The organism is Streptomyces sp. NPDC048636 (genome assembly GCF_040650655.1).
In the GTDB taxonomy this organism is placed as follows: domain Bacteria; phylum Actinomycetota; class Actinomycetes; order Streptomycetales; family Streptomycetaceae; genus Streptomyces.
Map to the genome: position 1 here is coordinate 424,396 of NZ_JBEZHR010000005.1, position 16,694 is coordinate 441,089.

The 16,694-nt window shown below is 70.0% G+C and carries 15 protein-coding genes and 1 pseudogene; 9 read left to right on the forward strand and 7 right to left on the reverse strand.

Features of this window, described 5'->3' with window-relative positions:
* Nucleotides 1–31: 31 nt before the first annotated feature.
* A complete protein-coding gene (locus AB0C66_RS17220; protein WP_362438435.1) occupies nt 32–1,027 on the reverse strand; it encodes a TauD/TfdA family dioxygenase in 996 nt (331 codons plus the stop codon).
* A 334-nt stretch (nt 1,028–1,361) separates the two neighbouring features.
* Between AB0C66_RS17220 and AB0C66_RS17225 the strand changes: the two genes are divergently transcribed.
* From AB0C66_RS17225 to AB0C66_RS17240, 4 genes are all read left to right on the forward strand, one after another.
* Complete coding sequence (locus AB0C66_RS17225; RefSeq protein ID WP_362438438.1) at nt 1,362–2,906, forward strand: ABC transporter substrate-binding protein; 1,545 nt, start codon at nt 1,362–1,364, stop codon at nt 2,904–2,906.
* An 80-nt stretch (nt 2,907–2,986) separates the two neighbouring features.
* Nucleotides 2,987–3,913: an ABC transporter permease gene (locus AB0C66_RS17230; RefSeq protein ID WP_362438441.1), complete on the forward strand. Its 927-nt coding sequence runs from the start codon at nt 2,987–2,989 to the stop codon at nt 3,911–3,913.
* Nucleotides 3,910–4,755 (forward strand): ABC transporter permease subunit, encoded by an 846-nt coding sequence (locus AB0C66_RS17235; RefSeq protein ID WP_362438444.1) that lies wholly within the window; start codon nt 3,910–3,912, stop codon nt 4,753–4,755. The genes AB0C66_RS17230 and AB0C66_RS17235 overlap by 4 nt, the downstream gene beginning before the upstream one ends.
* Before the next feature lie 41 nt (nt 4,756–4,796).
* A complete protein-coding gene (locus AB0C66_RS17240; protein WP_362438447.1) occupies nt 4,797–6,254 on the forward strand; it encodes an ATP-binding cassette domain-containing protein in 1,458 nt (485 codons plus the stop codon).
* A 94-nt stretch (nt 6,255–6,348) separates the two neighbouring features.
* Here the strand turns inward: AB0C66_RS17240 and AB0C66_RS17245 are convergent.
* The 4 genes and pseudogenes from AB0C66_RS17245 to AB0C66_RS17260 all read right to left on the reverse strand — a co-directional run.
* Nucleotides 6,349–6,852 (reverse strand): annotated as a pseudogene (locus tag AB0C66_RS17245) (DinB family protein); the annotation flags it as partial.
* Nucleotides 6,853–6,993: 141 nt separating this feature from the next.
* Nucleotides 6,994–7,932: an aminoglycoside phosphotransferase family protein gene (locus tag AB0C66_RS17250; RefSeq protein ID WP_362438450.1), complete on the reverse strand. Its 939-nt coding sequence runs from the start codon at nt 7,930–7,932 to the stop codon at nt 6,994–6,996.
* A 95-nt stretch (nt 7,933–8,027) separates the two neighbouring features.
* On the reverse strand, nt 8,028–9,344 hold the full coding sequence (locus tag AB0C66_RS17255) for a carotenoid oxygenase family protein (RefSeq protein WP_362438453.1): 1,317 nt from the start codon (nt 9,342–9,344) through the stop codon (nt 8,028–8,030).
* Nucleotides 9,345–9,553: 209 nt separating this feature from the next.
* Nucleotides 9,554–10,132, reverse strand: a complete 579-nt coding sequence (locus AB0C66_RS17260) for a hypothetical protein (RefSeq protein WP_362438456.1) — start codon at nt 10,130–10,132, stop codon at nt 9,554–9,556.
* Between the two features lie 464 nt (nt 10,133–10,596).
* Between AB0C66_RS17260 and AB0C66_RS17265 the strand changes: the two genes are divergently transcribed.
* Genes AB0C66_RS17265 through AB0C66_RS17280 form a run of 4 tightly spaced genes read left to right on the forward strand, consistent with a single transcriptional unit; the run spans nt 10,597 to nt 13,408 of the window.
* Nucleotides 10,597–11,139 carry a hypothetical protein gene (locus AB0C66_RS17265; RefSeq protein WP_362438459.1) on the forward strand — a complete coding sequence of 181 codons (543 nt, stop codon included), beginning with the start codon at nt 10,597–10,599 and terminating at the stop codon, nt 11,137–11,139.
* A 20-nt stretch (nt 11,140–11,159) separates the two neighbouring features.
* Nucleotides 11,160–12,338 carry a histidine kinase gene (locus AB0C66_RS17270; RefSeq protein ID WP_362438462.1) on the forward strand — a complete coding sequence of 393 codons (1,179 nt, stop codon included), beginning with the start codon at nt 11,160–11,162 and terminating at the stop codon, nt 12,336–12,338.
* Nucleotides 12,335–13,000 carry a response regulator transcription factor gene (locus AB0C66_RS17275; RefSeq protein ID WP_362438465.1) on the forward strand — a complete coding sequence of 222 codons (666 nt, stop codon included), beginning with the start codon at nt 12,335–12,337 and terminating at the stop codon, nt 12,998–13,000. Before AB0C66_RS17270 ends, AB0C66_RS17275 begins: the two co-directional genes overlap by 4 nt.
* A 54-nt stretch (nt 13,001–13,054) precedes the next feature.
* A complete protein-coding gene (locus AB0C66_RS17280) occupies nt 13,055–13,408 on the forward strand; it encodes a VOC family protein (protein ID WP_362438467.1) in 354 nt (117 codons plus the stop codon).
* 113 nt (nt 13,409–13,521) lie between these two features.
* Here AB0C66_RS17280 and AB0C66_RS17285 read toward each other — a convergent pair whose 3' ends face one another.
* A complete protein-coding gene (locus tag AB0C66_RS17285) occupies nt 13,522–14,268 on the reverse strand; it encodes a TetR/AcrR family transcriptional regulator (protein ID WP_362438470.1) in 747 nt (248 codons plus the stop codon).
* A 112-nt stretch (nt 14,269–14,380) separates the two neighbouring features.
* Here AB0C66_RS17285 and AB0C66_RS17290 point away from each other — a divergent pair, with 112 nt between their 5' ends.
* On the forward strand, nt 14,381–15,466 hold the full coding sequence (locus tag AB0C66_RS17290; protein WP_362438473.1) for an agmatinase family protein: 1,086 nt from the start codon (nt 14,381–14,383) through the stop codon (nt 15,464–15,466).
* Between the two features lie 222 nt (nt 15,467–15,688).
* Here the strand turns inward: AB0C66_RS17290 and AB0C66_RS17295 are convergent, their stop codons facing one another.
* Entirely contained in the window at nt 15,689–16,639 is a 951-nt protein-coding gene (locus tag AB0C66_RS17295) for an Lrp/AsnC family transcriptional regulator (protein WP_362438475.1), read from the reverse strand.
* Between the last annotated feature and the right edge of the window lie 55 nt (nt 16,640–16,694).

Here is a 16,694-nt window from a genome sequence, read left to right on the forward strand (position 1 = left end):
TCCTCGGTGCGGGGAATCAGGGCGGGAAGTATCAGGCGGCGTGGGCTTCGATGGCGGCCTGACCGTAACCGTGCTCGTCCTGTTCGGCCAGGGGGCGTGTACGGCGTCCGGGGACACGGACGGAAGCACGCTTCAGCCACCGGTCGGTGCCGTCGTAACGCGCCTGGAAGGGCACGCGGCCATGGACGACGAGGTCGTTGTCGACGATCAGGACCTCGCCGGGGCGCAGGCTCACGGACCGCGAGACGCGGCTGAGTTCGGACTCCAGCCGCCGGTAGGCGGCCCGATGCGCGGGGGAGGCGTCATCGAGCGGTGTGTAGGCGGGGTCGAAGCGGAGTGTGAGTCCGTCCTGGGCGTGGAAGAGGGTGGGAACGCCCGTCGGCGGGGCTCCCTGGAAGTTCTGCGCCTCGGTGTAGGCGTCATCGGGGAGGATCGGCAGCCGTGGCCGGGTGAGCAGCGCGATGTCGGCTTCGGAGAGCCGGACGTTGCGGATGCTGGCCGCGGTGGTGGCGATGTGATCGTGGTTGCGCATGCAGCCGAGCATCAGCAGGTGAGCACGGCCGGGGTGGAAGGCGTCCTCGGTGTGCGGGCTGAGCAGGACGGTGCTGCTGGCGCCTGTCTGCTCGGTCTCGTGTCCCGGAGCGGGGACGATGTTGTGCACGAACCGGCCGTCCTGCTGGCCTTCCCAGGCGATGGGGTTGCCCATGGCGGTGGCGAGCAGCAGCAGCACGATGTCGTGGACGGCGCCGCTGTCGTCGGCGTTGCGCCAGCTGGAGGGTGTGGGGCCTATCTCGGTGTCGTCGACCTCCAGCCCTCGCAGGACGAACAGGCCGTCGTCGGTGTCGACGGGGCGCAGTTCGCGGCGGATCGGTTCGCTCAGGTCCCCGGCGGCTTCGCCGACGCGGGCAAGGAGTTCGGGGGACGTGGCCGAGGCGCCGAATTCGGCGAGGATCTTCTCAGCGGCCTGACGCAGTTCGCCAACGCTGGTGGTGTCGAGCTGACGGACGGGTGCGGCTCCCGTACTCATGTCGGATCAATCCGTTTCCGTTGGAGGCGGGGTGAGGCCCGGTGTGGCGCTGCGCATCCTTGGCGCGGCACGCTCACCGCACCGGCGCGGGGTGTTATGGGGGTTTTGCTCCATGCCGGTGCTCGGTGGACGGTGACGAAGGTACCCACGACTCTTAGGTAAGGCAAACCTAACTGAGATTTCCGGGGCTTTGTCTGGCCTCGTGGAACTCTCGCCCGCTAAGGGCTGGTTGACGTTCATCAATCAAGGTGGTGGGCGTCGCGCGAGCTTGCGGAAACGGTTGTCATTAGGGTAGGCAACCCTAAGCAATCGGAACTCAGTGGAGCGAGGCAACGTGGACTTCAACAGGCGACAGATGCTGTGGGCCAGCGGCGGCATAGGCGCGGCCGCGCTGCTGGCCGCCTGTGGTGGCGGCGACAACGCGGCCTCTTCGGGCTCCGGCGGGAAGCCGAGAAAGGGCGGCACACTCCGCATCGGAGCGCTCGGCCGCTCCTCGGCCATCACCCGTGACCCGCACGGCAACCAGGGCAATGAAAGCGACTACCTCATCATCGCCCTCGTCTACGACACCCTCACCGCCCCTGGTCTGAAGGACAACACCGTCGGCCGCCTGGCGACCACCTTCAAACCCTCGAAGGACCTCAAGACCTGGCGTTTCACCGTCGCCAAGGGCGCGACCTTCCACGACGGGAGCCCGGTCACCGCCGACGATGTGGTGTGGTCCCTGCGCCGCCTGCGCAACACCCCCGCCGGCGCGGCCCGTCTGCCCGGCATCAAAGCGGACAACATCACGGCCGAGGGCAAGGACACCGTCGTCCTCGTGTCCGACTTCGCCAACACCGAACTTCCCATGCTCACCCGCCTGTCGACGTTCATCCTGAAGAAGAACACCCCTGAGAAGGAGATCGCCAAGGCACCGGGCACCGGCCCCTTCAAGCTCGACTGGTACCGGGGCGGCAACGCCCGGCTGGTGCGCAACGACCACTGGCACGGCGGCAAGGTCTACCTCGACGCCATCGAGGTGACCATGTTCGAGAGCCCGCAGGCGATGGCGAACGCGATGATGTCCGGCCAGATCGACGTCGCCTCCAACGCGGGGCCGATCGCCGCCCGCACCGCCGACGCGCGCGAGGACATCAAGGTCATCCGCCGCCCCAACGACATGGCCATGCCGATCGTGATGCGCACCTCCAGCGGCCCGTTCGCCGACGCCAGGGTCCGCGAGGCGATGAAGCTCGTCGTGGACCGCGAGGCGATGGTCAAGCAGGTCCTGTCCGGTTACGGCACCGTGGCCAACGACATCCTGGGCACCGGCGACCCCGACTACGCCAAGAGCATCCCGCAGCGCCACCGTGACCTCGCCAAGGCCAAGAAGCTCCTGAAGGAAGCGGACTTCGACTTCTCCAAGACCTACGAGCTGGTCACCACCGAGGACATCGCCGGGCTCGCGGAGTCGGCGACACTGTTCGCCTCCCAGGCCCGCGAGGCAGGCATCAAGGTCAAGGTCGTCAAGCAGGAGTCCGGCACCTTCTACCAGAAGACCTGGCTCAAGGGCGACTTCTACACCAACTACTGGGGCACCAACGACTCCGTGGTCTTCTTCGCCTCCAAGACCATGACCAGTGGAGCCGGCCAGAACGAAGCCGACTGGTCCGACAAGGACTTCGACACCCTGTACCACAAGGTCCTCGCCACCGCCGAGCCCAAGGCCCGCACCGCCGCCCTGCACGACCTCCAGCAGATCGAACACGACACATCCGGCTACCTCCTGTGGGGCATGGCCGACGGCATCGACCTGGCCGCCCCCAAGGTGCATGGACTGCCCACACTTCCCGGCTACGGCCGCGTCCAGCTCGAAAACGTCTGGCTGGCCCCGTGACCGGCTCCACAGCGCCTCAGGCCGAGGCCGCCACGCAGCCCGTGGCGGCCTCGCCCGCGCACCGCCTCGGAAGAGCAGGAGTGCGGCTCGCCACGCTGCTGGGCAAACGCATCCTGATGCTGGTGGTGCTCCTGGCCGTGGTGTTCGCCGCGATCGAGCTGCTGCCCGGCGACGCGGCCTCGGCCACCTCCGAACGCGGCGAGGGCGCGGCCGGTCTGGCCGCCCGACGGCATCTGCTCGGCCTGGACCGGCCGCTGTGGGAACGCTTCTCGGACTGGATCACCGCCCTGCCCTCCGGAGACCTCGGCACCTCCGCCCATGGCGAGCAGGTCACCGACATGCTCGCCGACCCCCTGCCCAACACCATCGTGCTGGGCGCCACCGCCTTCGTCCTGACCGTCGTCTTGGCCCTTGCCCTCGGAATCTGGGCCGCCGCCCGACCGCGCGGAGTCGTCGACCGCACGGTGGACCTCACCTCGACCGCGGCCTTCGCACTGCCCGAGTTCGTCGTCTCCATCGGGCTGCTGCTGGTGCTCTCGCTGTGGACCGGCTGGCTTCCCGCCGCCACCGTCACCGGCGGCGACGGCGCTCCCACCAGCTGGACCATGCTCGTGATGCCGGTGCTGGCCCTCACCATCCCGCAGACCGGCTGGAACACCCGCATCGTCCGTGCCGCCCTCGCCGACCAAGCCGCCACTCCACACGTCGAGGCCGCCCACCTGGACGGACTGCCCCTGCGCCGTGTGCTGCTGCGCCACGCTCTGCCCGGCGCTTGGCCCGCCATCGCCACCGGGATCGCCACGTCCACCGGCATGCTGCTCGGCGGAACGGTTGTGGTGGAGACCCTCTTCAACTACCCAGGAATCGGAACCGTGCTGGCCGGTTCAGTCGCCGACCGGGACACCCCGGTCATCGCGGCCGTCGTCACCTGCGCCGCCGCTCTGATCACCGTCGTTCTCCTCCTCGCCGACCTCGTCCGAGCCCGCACTCTGGGAGCCCGCACATGACCGCCACCGCGGTCCTCGACAAGCGCGCCGCGCGTCGTCCCTGGCCAAGGATCATCCTGCCCGTCATCCCCGCCGTCCTGCTCGTCCTGGCGGCGGTCCTGGGGCCGTTGCTGGCCCCCCACCCCCTCGACAAGCCCGTCACCGCCCCGTACGGCGCATCGGGTACGGACGCTGCCCTGGGAGGCGACCAGCTCGGCCGTGACGTCCTCAGCCGCCTCCTGCACGGCGGCAGTGCACTCATCGGAAGCGCCCTGACCGTGGCGGTCGTTGTCACCTTCCTGGCCACTCTGCTCGGATGCTTCGCCGTGCTCAGTCCCCGGCTCGGGCGCATTGTCGAGCGGACCGCGGACACCGCCATCCTGCTGCCCCCGGTCCTGGGCATCATGCTCTTCGCGCTGGCCTGGCCCGACGGCGGACGGTTCGCCATCACCCTGGCCGCGATCGTCCTCGGCACCCCTTATGCGGTACGCATCGTGGCCAGTGCGGCGGCCCCGTTCACCACCGCGGGTTTCATCGAGGCGGCGATCGCCAGTGGCGAGGGCACCGCACACCTGGCACTCCGCGAAATTCTGCCCAACCTCCGCGCCACGATCCTGGCCCTGTTCGGCCTGCGCTTCGTCGACGCCGTCTACGTCATCTCCACGGCGGGCTTCCTCCAGCTCGGCCCCCAGCCGCCGGAGGCCGACTGGGCGCTGATGATTCGCGAGAACGGGCCCGGCATCATGCTCAACCCCTGGGCCGTCGTCGCCCCCGGCCTGGCCATCGGCTTGCTCGCCATCAGCGTCAACCTCGCTGCCAACGCACTGGCCCCGGCCACTGCCCGCAAGGCGGCCCTGCGATGACCACCACCGGGCCAGCCGCACCCATACCCCAGGACATGCACGTGGACTCTTCCCACACCCCACCGCCCGTCAGGGTCACCGACCTCGAAATCGGTCCGGCGGGCGGACCGGCCCTCCTGAGCGCCATCAGCCTCACTCTTCGAGCAGGCAAGATCACGGCGCTCACCGGCCCCTCGGGCTCGGGCAAGACAACCCTCCTGCGCGCCCTCATCGGCGACACCCCCCACGGCGCCGACGTCACCTCAGGCACCGTCCAGGCGCTCGGCCAGGACGTCTTCACGCTCGCCCCGGACGCGTTGCGAGCGCTGCGCCGCCGGAGCGTCGCCTACGTCGGCCAGGACCCCGGCTCCGCCCTCAACCCCCGCATGACCGCGGCACGCCTGATCGCGGAGGTCGCCACCGCCCCGACCCCCAAGACCGTCACAGCACTGATGGCCGAGTGCCGCCTCGACGAAGCTCTCGTGCATCACCGCCCCGGCCAGCTGTCCGGGGGGCAGCAGCGCCGCCTCGCCCTGGCCCGGGCGCTGGCCCGGGAGCCCGAGGTACTCCTGCTCGACGAGCCCACCGCGGGCCTCGACGCCGTCCTGCGTGAGGAGATCACCGGCCTGCTCCGGCGTCTTGCCGACCGGGGCCTGACGATCGCCCTCGCCTGTCACGACCCGCACGTGATCGAGACCTGCGCCGATACCGTCATCACCCTCGGCGGACCCACCCGGCCCGGTCACACCGACCAGTCGAAGGCCCGTCCTCGCCTCCCCGCACCACAGTCCACACCAGCTGACGGTCTGCGCGCCCGCGGGCTACAGGTGGCCTTCACACACAGAGGTCACACCCACGAAGCGCTCAAGGACGCGGACTTCCACGTCCGCGCGGGGACCTCGACCGGCATCATCGGCCCCTCGGGGTCCGGGAAGACCACGCTGTTGCGCGTCCTGGCCGGACTTCAGACCCCTGCCGCCGGAACCCTCACCTGGAACGGCCAGGTGCTGCCTCCCACAGCCCGCAAACGCACCCGGGACCAGCATCGCCGCATCCAATTCATCCCGCAGAACCCCCTCGGCGCCCTCAACCCCGCGCGAACCGTGGGCGCTTCGATCGCCCGCCCACTGCGGCTCCACCGCGTCGTCGCGAAGGCGGACGTTCCGGATCGGGTGCGCACACTTCTCGACGACGTGGGCCTCCCTGAGGAATTCGCCCGTCGCTATCCGCACGAACTGTCAGGCGGACAGCGCCAACGCGCCTCCATCGCCCGTGCCTTGGCCACCGAGCCCGAGCTGCTGCTCTGTGACGAGGTCACTTCCGCGCTCGACCCCTCGACCACGGAGAGCGTGATGAGGCTGCTGACCCGGCTGCGCACCGAGAACGGCCTCGCCCTCGTCCTCGTCAGCCACGAACTGGACGTCATCGCGGCCCACTCCGACACCGCCCACCGCATCGACGGCGGACACCTGCACGCCGCGGTGCCCAGCACTGACCTCAGCCTCGGAGCCCCCTCGTAGCGCTGGCCCGCAGCCGAACGTGGCTGTCGACGAGGAACGAAGCCGAGGGGCGCGTCATCGGTGGTGTTCGACCACGTCCCGAAGACACGGCCTCGTTGCCGGTCGTGCCGTCGAGCATCTCGCGCAGGATGTCCAGGTGGCCGTTGTGGCGGGCCGTCTCCTCGGTGAGGTGGAGGAGGATCCAGCGCAGGTCGACGTGGCGACCGCCGCGGACGGCTCGCCGGGCCTGACTGCCCAGGTCATTCCCGGCGACCAGTTCGCGGTAGCGGGCGCTCTGTTGGGCGTATGCGTCGAGCAACTGGGGGAGGGGGAAGTTGACGGCGATACGCATCTCGCGGTCGGGGTCCTCCTCGGTCCAGGGGCCGTGGTCTTCCTCGCCGAGGAAGACCACTTGGAACCAGCAGTACTCGGCCCAGCGGAGGTGGTTGATCACTCCGCTCATGGTCATCAGCGGTGAGCCCGGCAGGAGCGCCTTGCGAGCGTTCTCCGCGGAGACGCCAGCGCACTTGGCGCGGGCGGTGTCACGCGTGTAGTCGAGAAACGTGGTGAGCTGGGTGCGCTCGTCCCACGCGGGCGGCGTGTCGTCGATTCTGGTCATCGCGCGAAGCGTCCCCGATCACCGCGCCCGACGTCGAGGCATTTACCGACGAGCCCCTCCGCTCCACCTGGCTCCCCGTCCGGCGGGTGCCGGCCCGCGACGTCCGGCTCCTCCTCGTGCGGGAGCGCGGCGGGAACGTGCTCAGCGAGTAGCGCGGCTCCCAGCAGCCTCTGCGGGCCTCCTCTGGCTTGATGCCAGAACACGTTCAAGTGCCGCCCGGCCCGCGGGCCCCCACGTCGGCTTACCACCTGGCAGGCCCTGCTCCCCGGCCCGGCCCATGAGGATGAGGAAAAGGCTCTTCGCGGCAGCCCACCCTCGTGCGCGCCGGATCATCGCCTCGTCCGCGTCTGCGTACACGTCGAAGAAACGTGCGGCCGCCCCCGCGGGAAGGAGCACCCAGGCAGCCGCGAGATCGACCGCCGGATCGCCGGCGCACATATCACCGAAGTCGATCACGCCCGTGAGTGTCCCTTCCGAGGTGACGACATTCGCTGGATGAAGGTCGCCGTGCAGCCATACAGGCGGGCCTTCCCCATCGGGAGCCGCAACGGCCTCGTCCCAGACGTCCCGGACACACCGGAGTTCAGCGGCATCGCCTCCGGAGGCGACTTCCGCGAGTCCCTTTTCGAAGGCGTCCGAGAGCGTTTTGAGGGGTACGCCGCGATCCTGACTGACCGGTGCGTCTGCGGGCGCCTTCACATGGAGTGCCGTGAGGAAGCCCGCCAAAGTGTCGGCCGCGCTGTCGTGGCTGAGGGGGGCGCGGTCGGCTGGTTCGCCGGGAACCCATGTCGCGATGGTCCATGGCCGCGGGAAGCGTGCGGACGGTTCACCGATCCGCAGGGGGGTCGGGACGGGAAGCGGTAGACGCGAGGCCAGGGCGGGCAGCCACCGGAACTCGTTGCGCAGGAGGGACGGCGCACGCTCCGTGCGGGGCATGCGCACGGCCAACTCCTCCCCGAGTCGCCACAGTTGGTTGTCCCAGCCGCCGACCACCTCACGCAGGTCCAGGTCTGCAAGGTCCGGATGCTGCTCACGCACCAGGGAGCGCACCAAGTTCTCATCGATCTCGAAGCTGTCCATGATCTCACTCAACCATCGATGGCACCGCACCGACGATCGATGGCAGGGGACGCTGATTCGCTGACGACGGCTCCCGCTGACGGCGACCCTCTCGGCTAGGAGCCCTCTTGGTCGGCTATCCAGTTGCCGTGGAAGCCGGACGGCACCCGGGAGGGCAGGTGGATCGTCGCGACCGGGGTGGCGGCGAGGTCGTGGGCGTCGAGGAGGGCCAGGTCGCTGCGGTCGGTGGTGGCGTCGTAGACATAGGTCATGAGCCAGCCGGGGCCGCCGGGCGTGTCGTCGGCGGGGGCGAACGACGCTTCCGAGGGGGTGCGGCCGGGACCGAAGTCGTGGCAGACGGTGCCGCCGGTGGTGAGGTCGTAGTGGACGAGCGAGGTGCCGCTGGTGATGTGCCCCTGCCCTGAGGCGAGGCTGATCAGGCGATCGTCGATCCGGGGGAATTCGCCCGGCCGGTCGTCGACTTGGTCCTCGCGGACTGTGCCGGTGGCCGGATCCAGGGTCCACTTCCACAGGACGGCCGCCTTCATCGGCAGGGTGCTGCCGTCGGCCGCGCGCCGCCACAACTCCGGGTAGCGCATGACGTGCAGCACGATCGTGCCGTCCGGTGCGTCGTAGGCGTTGAGCGAGTGGAAGACGTAACAGGGGTCGATGGTGAACCACCGGACGTCGCCGTTCGGGTCGTCGCGGCGCAGGATGCCGAGCCGGGCGCCGTACCCGTCGTCCCAGGAGTAGGGCATGGTGCCCGCTTTGGCGGCCTGGAGGTCGAAGACGACGGGCAGGTCCATGAAGACGACGTGACTGGCGGTGAGTGCGAAGTCATGCATCATCGTCGGCCCGGGCACCTCGATGGGCCTGCTGATCACCAGCTCCCCACTGGCGTCGGCGCGGTGGTAGGTGAGGTGGACGGGGCCACGGGAGCCGTAGCCGAAGAAGTGCAGTTCTCCGGTGACCGGGCAGGTCTTGGGGTGGGCCGTCATGGCGGTGCGCAGGCGGCCGTCGAAGTCGTAGGGGCCCTTGGTGTCGAGGTCGCGGGTCAGCTCGTAGGGCAGGGCGTTCTCGACGAGGGCGAAGGTGCGGCCCGCGTGCCGGACGACGTGGGTGTTCGCCGCTCCGGCGGTGAGGTCGAGCGTGCCCTGGTCGTCGTACATCCGGGCGCCGTCCGTGAACCGCGTGGTGCGAACCCAGCGGTTGCGGTAGGCGACGGCGCGTCCGTTCTCGATGCGGACGCCGTGGACCATGCCGTCGCCGAAGAACCAGTGCCCGGAGGCGGCGTCGGCCGGGTTGGGACCGTTGCGCAGGTACCAGCCGGACAGCTCGGGCGGGATGGTGCCGGTCACCGGCAGGTCGTACGCGGTGAGTTCCTCGGTGACCGGGGCGTAGTTGCCGGAGAGGTGCTTCGGAGGCGTGTTCATCGGGTCACCTGCCCCGTCGCGGGCGAGACCAGGGTCATGATCGTGGACTGTCGGGGTTGCATGCGCGTTCCTGCTTCCTTGTGTGGTGTGCCGGACTTCTCTTTCGCCGGGCTGCGCGGCCGGAGGGTGGTTGCCGAGACCCGGACGGACGGGTGCCGCGGGGCTGAGGGGGCGCGGGGCTGACGGGGCCGCGTGGCTGGCGACCGGGGTCAGGGTTGGGTCTGCGGCGCGCGGCTCCTGCTCTCCTGCGCGATGGCCTTGGCCCGCTTCATCGCGGCCATGCCGAGCAGCAGCGGGATGACCCAGTTGAGCAGCAGGTTGAGAGTGCCCAGCGCGCCTGCGAGGAGATGGCAGATGCCCGCGCCGAAGACGACCCCGGCCCAGAGGAGGGAGATGCGGCGGTTCACGTCCCGGAAGGCCGGGCTGTTCCAGTGACGACGGTCGACGGACGCCCGGGCGTACTGCTGCGTGAACGGCACCGTGGCGACGGAGATCAGCATGATGGCGGCGAGGACGAAGGCGGAACCGGCGCGTCCGTAGTCCACCAGCAGCTCCCGGGTGTGGTGGCCGCCGCTCAAGCCGAGCGCCGCCAGCGCGCCGAACGTCAGTACACCGGCCGATTCGATGATCTTGAAGCTGTTGGTCAGCGCACCGCGAATCGTCAGGGCCGCACAGATCAGGCAGGAGATCAGGGCGGCCACGCCGACGGTGTCCGCACCCAGGCTCTGGGTGACGAAAGAGAACAGGACCCAGGGGATCAGCCCGAACAGGAGCTGGGTGGATTGCATACCTTTTCTCCGAGTCTCTTGGGATGGCGCCACATGGCGCTGTGGCAGTGCGGTCGGACCCGACATCTGTCGAGCGGTCCGTTGTTCAGGCGAGACGGCCGAGGGGCGGTGACCCGGGAAGGCGTGCATCCGAGCGCGGCCGGGCCCCCGGCACGGCACGACCTCGCTCCGCGCTCAGCCCGCTCGCCTGCTCGTCGGTCGTCGTGTCGGCAAGCCTGTTGCGATCGTGAGCGGAACACCTGGACCCATGGGTGGAGACGGGGGTGGAGATCGGCAGACCGGCGGCGCACCACCGCTCGTCACCGTCGATCGGACGGGATCTCCGTACCTGGGCGGCATCGGGCACGCGAGCGCTTCCCCGGCCGGGCCCGCTTCCGGGGAACGCGGTGGGGGAGGAGATCTCCACCCATGTCTCCATCCGTGGGTCCAGGCGCGTCGTGCCCGGTCGGAGCAGGCTACGGGGCATGACAACGACCGAATGGATCACCGATCTCGCCCTCATCCTGATCGTCTTCCGCCAGCTCCGGGAAGGACGCCTGGGGCCCAAGTCGTACCTGCTCCCGCTCGGGATCGTCTCCTTCGTGGGCTACAAGTACCTCCACACCGTTCCCACCGGCGGCAACGACCTGGTGCTGATCGGCACCCTGGTGGGAGTGGGCGCCGTGCTCGGTGTCGCGGGCGGCGTCTTCACCCGGATACGTGTCGTCGGCGAGCATGTCCTCATCAAGGCCGGGGTGATATCGGCGGCCCTGTGGGTGATCGGTATGGGCGCCCGCCTCGGCTTCCAGCAGTGGGTGGAACACGGCGGCGCGGACGACGTGGCACGGTTCAGCGCGGATCACCACATCACCGGTGAGCAGGCGTGGGTGGCGGCGCTGCTGCTGATGGCTCTGACCGAGGTGATCACGCGTCTGGCCACCATCTTCGTACGGAGCCGACTGCTGCCGCGCCCGGACAGCTCCGGGGCGGTGGTCCAGCCGGAGGCTGCCGCCGCCCGGGTGGGCTGACCATGGGTTATGGTCGCGGCATGCCAGCAGTGCGGTCCGGTCGCCCCGCCGACACGTTCGGCCCGGCCGACGGGCGGCTGCCCGAATGGACCACCCGTACGCAGTGGGTGCTGACGGCCGCGGTCATCGTCGCCGGGATCGTGACGATCCGGCCGATGGACTTCAGCGGCCGGGGGCTGGGCGTGGTCCTCCTCTTCCTGGTGAACTGCGCGGTGATGGCCGCACGTCTGCTGCCCGAGAACCTGCTTCCCGAACGGTTCTCCCTCGCCTGGATGCTGTCCGGCATCCTCGCGGCAGCCGCCCTGATCGGGGTCAGCCGCACCGGTACGGCCTATCTCTTCGCGTTCTTCCTCGCCGCCTACATCGGGTACCGGCTCGACACCAGACCGGCCCTTGCGCTCGCCGTGGCGTGCAGTCTCCTCTGCGGTGGCGCGCTCGCCCTGGGGGGCGGACCGGACGCCCCGTCCATGGTCGTGGGATTCGCCGCCGGTGCTCCGGTGCTGGCGGGGATAGCCGGACGCAGCCGGAACCAGGCCACCCAGGCGGTGATCGCAGCCGCCGAAGCCTCCGAGCATGCCGCCCGGGCCGAAGCCCGGACAGCCGTGCTGACCGAGCGCGGCCGGATCGCGCGGGACATCCACGACGTCCTGGCCCACGCGCTCGCCGGTGTGAACATGCAGCTGGAACTGGTCGACGCCCTGATCGACACCGGAGACCTGGACAAGGTGCGTGCGGCCACCGGCAAGGCGCACAGCCTGGTCAAGGACAGCCTGCGACAGGCCCAGTGGACCGTCCACGCCCTGCGCGAAGACTCCCTGCCGCTGGTGGAGAGCCTGGCCGCGATGCTCGAATCATCCGGCCATCGCAATGCCCTCACTGTCACCGGCACCGTGCCTGAGCTCCCGGCGCAGGTGACCCAGGGCCTCCTGCGCATCGCCCAGGAGGCCCTGACCAACGCCACCCGGCACGCCCCCGGTGGTGTGGTCAGCGCACAGCTGACGTACTCCGGCAGATCGACCACACTGGTGATCCGCAACGGTCCCGCCACTGAGCGGGTGACGGAGGGCTGGGGGAGCGGGATGGGACTCATCGGGATGAGAGAACGTGTGGCCCTGCTGGGCGGGACCATCACCACCGGGCCGGTCACCACCGGGGCCGACCGGGGAGGCTGGCAGGTGGAGGCGGTGATCCCCGGATGAGTGAAGCAGACACCGGCTCGGGACCGGTCAAGGTGATCGTGGCCGACGATCAGGCCGCCATCCGGGAACCGCTCGCCGCCGTCCTCGCACTGGCCTCCGACATCGACGTCGTCGCCACGGCGGCGGACGGGACCGAGGCGCTGGCCGCCGTGGCCGCCGGTCCCGTGGACGTCGTACTCATGGACCTGAGGATGCCCGTGATGGACGGGACCGAGGCGACCCGCCGGCTGAGCGAGTCCTATCCGCAGGTGGCCGTGGTCGTGCTGACCACCTTCGCCGACGACGAATCGATCATGGCGGCGATGAGCGCGGGGGCCCGTGGCTATCTGACGAAGAACGCGGGGCGCGAGGACATCGCCCGGGCCATCCGGGCCGCCGCGGCGGGACAGTCCGTGCTCGACCGTGACGTACAAACCCGGCTCCTCGCCGCCGCCCGGACACCCCGGCCCATGCCGGAACGGCCGCTCCCCGCGGACCTCACCCCCCGCGAACGCGAAGTGCTCACCCTCATCGGGCAGGGTCTCCCGAACAGGGCCATCGCGGAGACGCTTTTCATCAGTGAGGCCACGGTCAAGACCCACATCAACAACCTGTTCGCCAAAGCGGACATCCGGGACCGTGTCGACGCCATCCGCCGCGCCATCGCAGCCGGGCTGGCATGACCGGCTCGGTGTGATGCCGGGTCCGTCCGATCGCAGTCCTGACAGGATGGCGGTATGGAACGTGTACTTGGCATTGGTGGCTACTTCATGCGGGCTGCCGACCCGGCGGCCCTGAGCGCGTGGTATCGCGACTGTCTGGGCCTGGACGGGGATGAGAACGGTCTGTGGCGTCAGGCAGCCGGGCCGACGGTGTTCGCGCCGTTCGAGTCCGGGACCGACTACTTCGGATCCCGCGCCCAGCAGACGATGCTCAACTTCCGGGTCGGCGATCTGGATGCGATGCTCGCGCAACTGCGCGCCAAGGGAGCCGACGTGGCCGAAGAAACGCAGGACATGGAGGGTGTCGGTCGATTCGGCTGGGTCACCGATCCAGAGGGCAACCGAGTCGAGCTGTGGCAGCCCGCCTGACCACGCCTTTCCGCAGGGCGTGACGTGCCGGCGGACCATCGCTGTGGTCTCGGGCGCCTGGGTGGAGGACGCGATCGCCGACGTCCGGCCAGGAGGCGCGGGCGCCCCGGCGGTCAGGGGCGGGCGGAGGCGCGGGTGGCGCGGCGGCGTCGGGGGCGGGGGGCCTGGAGGTCGATGCGCCGGACGCCGGGGTCGGGCAAGGGCCGGAACGGCAGTTCAGCGGCGTAGCCGACGGCCAGAGTGATGTGGCGGGCGGCCAGCCGCCTGGCGTCGGCGACGGTCAGCCCGCCCGTCTCGGTGATGAGCAGGTGGGTCAGGCCCTCAAGGAGTGCCATGGCGATGGTCGCGGTTTCGTCCGGGTCGCAGTCGCTGAAGTCGCCGGCCTCCAGTCCGGCGCTGATGGCGCTGGCGATCGGTTCGAGGAACTGCCGACGCAACTCGGCCAGCGTACGGCTCAGTTCGGCCGATCCCGCGGAGCGGATCTTCAGCTCGGCCCACAGGCGGCATTCGAGAACGTCGTCGTGGGTGAGCGGCAGCCCGAAATCGATGAGATCGGCCAGCCGCTCGACGTGGCTGTCACGGTGGGACTTGCGGGCGTTGCGTTCCAGGCGGGCCTTTTCGCGGGTGAACGAGTACGCGAGGGCATCGGTGAGCAGCCGCTCACGCGAGGCGAAGTGGTAGTGGACCAACGCACTGGACACGCCGGCGCGGGCAGCGATGTCGACGAGGCGTACGCCGTCGAGGCCGTCCCGGGCGATGAGCTCGACGGCGGCTTGGAGGAGGCTCTCCTTGGCCCCGCCCGTCCGTGCCTCCACGCCCTCTTCGGGGTCCGCGTCGGTCTCGCCCGTCCTCTCGTCCATGGCATCAGATCCTGCCACAGCCCTTGCCTCCCTCCAGTCCCTGACTTTAATGTCAGGGCGTCTCCTGACTTTATCATCAGGCGACGGCCTCCGGAGAGCTAGGAGAGCTTCCATGAGTCGCTACGGAGCGCTGTACGGCCCCGATGTCACCTTCCGCGGGGTCGGCCCCTGCGCGCTGGACGAGCCCGGTACGTATGAAGGGGCCGACGTGGTGATCCTCGGCGCGCCCCTCGGTGACGGGGTCGGCCACCGGCCGGGCACCCGGTCCGGCCCGGCGACGGTGTGCTCCACCGGCCGCGGCGGCCCTCGCCCTCCCCGGCCGTCGCTGCCACTGCGGGTGGACGCGCTCCGGGATCTTCGGGTGCGCGACGCCGGGTGTGTGGAGCTGTCCGGCAAGGACACCGAGGGCGACATCGCCGCGATCGAGGAGGCCGTCACGATGATCGCCAGGTCCGGCGCGGTGCCCTTCGTCCTCGGTGGCGACCACACGATCGCCCTGCCGGACATCACCGGCGTGGCACGACACCACGGCATGGGCCGGATCTCGGTCATGCGCTTCGGCGCACACGCCGGCACCGGGGAGATCGCGTTCGGGCATCCGCGCGGTCACGGTCCACCGTTGCGCCATCTGCTGGAGTCGGGCGCCGTACGCGGGGACCGTGTCCTCCCCATGGGTCTGCGAGGCCACTCGCCGGGACCCGGAACCCCGGACTGGATCGCCGACCACGGCATACGCGGCTACGCGATGAGCGATGTCGTCACCTACGGCCTCGACGCGTGCCTGGACGAGGCGATGGCGACCGCCGTCGACGACTGCGACGGCGTCTTCCTGTCCGTCAGCCTCGACGTGGTCGACCCGGGGTCGGCCCCGGGTGCCCGTACCACCGGGCAAGACGGACTGACCTCTCGCCAACTGCTCGACGCGGTGCGCCGACTGGCATGGGAGCTGCCGGTCGTCGGCATGGACGTGGCCGAGGGCTCCCCGTCGTACGACCGCACCGACGTCACCGCATTCCTCGGCAACCGCATCGTCCTGGAGGCCCTCTCCGGTATGGCCGCCCGCCGCCGTGGCGACACCTGGAGACCCGCCCGCCCGCTGCTGGAGGGACACGGCACCATCGCCCCCCGCGGATCACCCGCCCCGCAACGCCCCGACCTGGCCTCGCCCATGCTGACTCTCGCGGCCTCGGCCCGGTGACCGATCCCCGTCTCCCGTGCTGCCGAGAAGGCGCCCGCTTCCCCCCCTCGGGCCGGGGCTCCCACCATCGAGGAGGCCACTCTCGCAGCCGATGCACCGTGGGCCACGGCAACCGAACGCCGCGTCATCCCACGCCTGCGGGGCCGGAGTTCACCTCGGCGCACCGTGGACACGCTCCCGCGTTCGGGTGGGCGGGTTCGGCGTAACGCGGTCTTCAGGATGTCAGCGAGGCGCGGCGTGCCCGCGTGCCGCGCCGTTGGGCTGGGGGAGCGCCCGGGTCGGCCGACGGTCGTACTGCTCCTTCACCAGCTCCAGATGCGTCCAGGACTGGACGTCCCGCACATCGTCGATCTCCCGGATCCGGTCCAGGGTGTCGAGCGTCTCGGCGCGCGTGCGGGTGACCAGTGAGCCCACCGCGTCGCAGCGCCCCAGGGTGCGCGCCAGGAAGTCCACGCCGTCGAATTTACCGATCATGCTGAGCGCTCTGGCGCCCTCGGTCTCCAGGCGGAGTTGGAACCCGCACATCTGGGTCATGCCGTATGCGGTCGGGTTCACCGTGGCCGTGACGGCGACAACGCCCGTCTCGAGCATGCGCAGCACACGGGTGCGTGTCGCGCCGCGGGACAGTCCGACCTGGTCGGCCAGGTCGGCGAACGCCATCCGACCGTCCTCGCGCAGCAGATCCAGGAGGTGGCGGTCGGTGTCGTCGTACTGATCGAGGTTCCCGGGCCCCTGCGCCGGGAAGTGCGGCTCCTTCACCAGGTGGGTGTAGATCAGCGTGTCGACGAGCTCGACGCCGTCGATGGCCCGGATGAGGCTCACCGTGTCGGAGAGGTGTGCCACGTCTGAGGACCGCAGTTCGGCGATGATCGAGTGGCGGCCGGACACGATCGAGACGAACGGTGTGTCGGGGAGCTGGGCGATCGCCGCCGCGACCTGCGCCGTGGCTCTGCCGTGCACGGCGACCGAAACGTGCCCGAACGCGTGGATCCCCTCGAATTCCGGGTGGACGATGGCGGCGACGCGCAGCAGGCCGGAGTCGACGATGCGCTGTACCCGGGCGCGGGCGGCCGTGCGTGACAGCCCGACTCGCGCGCCGAGCGCCTCGAACGAGGCCCTTCCGTCGATGCGCAACTGCTCGATCAGGGCGAGATCGAACTCGTCGAGCTCCATGCGAGTCCTTCCTGGTCGGCCTCCCCGGCACGCCGGACCTTAGCAACTCGGCACA

What these genes read in the sequence shown, in the direction of transcription:
- AB0C66_RS17220 (WP_362438435.1), bottom strand. Translation starts at nt 1,027, where the DNA reads ATGAGTACGGGAGCCGCACCCGTCCGTCAGCTCGACACCACCAGCGTT.
- AB0C66_RS17235 (WP_362438444.1), top strand. Translation starts at nt 3,910, where the DNA reads ATGACCGCCACCGCGGTCCTCGACAAGCGCGCCGCGCGTCGTCCCTGG.
- AB0C66_RS17250 (WP_362438450.1), bottom strand. Translation starts at nt 7,932, where the DNA reads ATGGACAGCTTCGAGATCGATGAGAACTTGGTGCGCTCCCTGGTGCGT.
- AB0C66_RS17255 (WP_362438453.1), bottom strand. Translation starts at nt 9,344, where the DNA reads ATGAACACGCCTCCGAAGCACCTCTCCGGCAACTACGCCCCGGTCACC.
- AB0C66_RS17260 (WP_362438456.1), bottom strand. Translation starts at nt 10,132, where the DNA reads ATGCAATCCACCCAGCTCCTGTTCGGGCTGATCCCCTGGGTCCTGTTC.
- AB0C66_RS17265 (WP_362438459.1), top strand. Translation starts at nt 10,597, where the DNA reads ATGACAACGACCGAATGGATCACCGATCTCGCCCTCATCCTGATCGTC.
- AB0C66_RS17270 (WP_362438462.1), top strand. Translation starts at nt 11,160, where the DNA reads ATGCCAGCAGTGCGGTCCGGTCGCCCCGCCGACACGTTCGGCCCGGCC.
- AB0C66_RS17275 (WP_362438465.1), top strand. Translation starts at nt 12,335, where the DNA reads ATGAGTGAAGCAGACACCGGCTCGGGACCGGTCAAGGTGATCGTGGCC.
- AB0C66_RS17280 (WP_362438467.1), top strand. Translation starts at nt 13,055, where the DNA reads ATGGAACGTGTACTTGGCATTGGTGGCTACTTCATGCGGGCTGCCGAC.
- AB0C66_RS17285 (WP_362438470.1), bottom strand. Translation starts at nt 14,268, where the DNA reads ATGGACGAGAGGACGGGCGAGACCGACGCGGACCCCGAAGAGGGCGTG.
- AB0C66_RS17290 (WP_362438473.1), top strand. Translation starts at nt 14,381, where the DNA reads ATGAGTCGCTACGGAGCGCTGTACGGCCCCGATGTCACCTTCCGCGGG.
- AB0C66_RS17295 (WP_362438475.1), bottom strand. Translation starts at nt 16,639, where the DNA reads ATGGAGCTCGACGAGTTCGATCTCGCCCTGATCGAGCAGTTGCGCATC.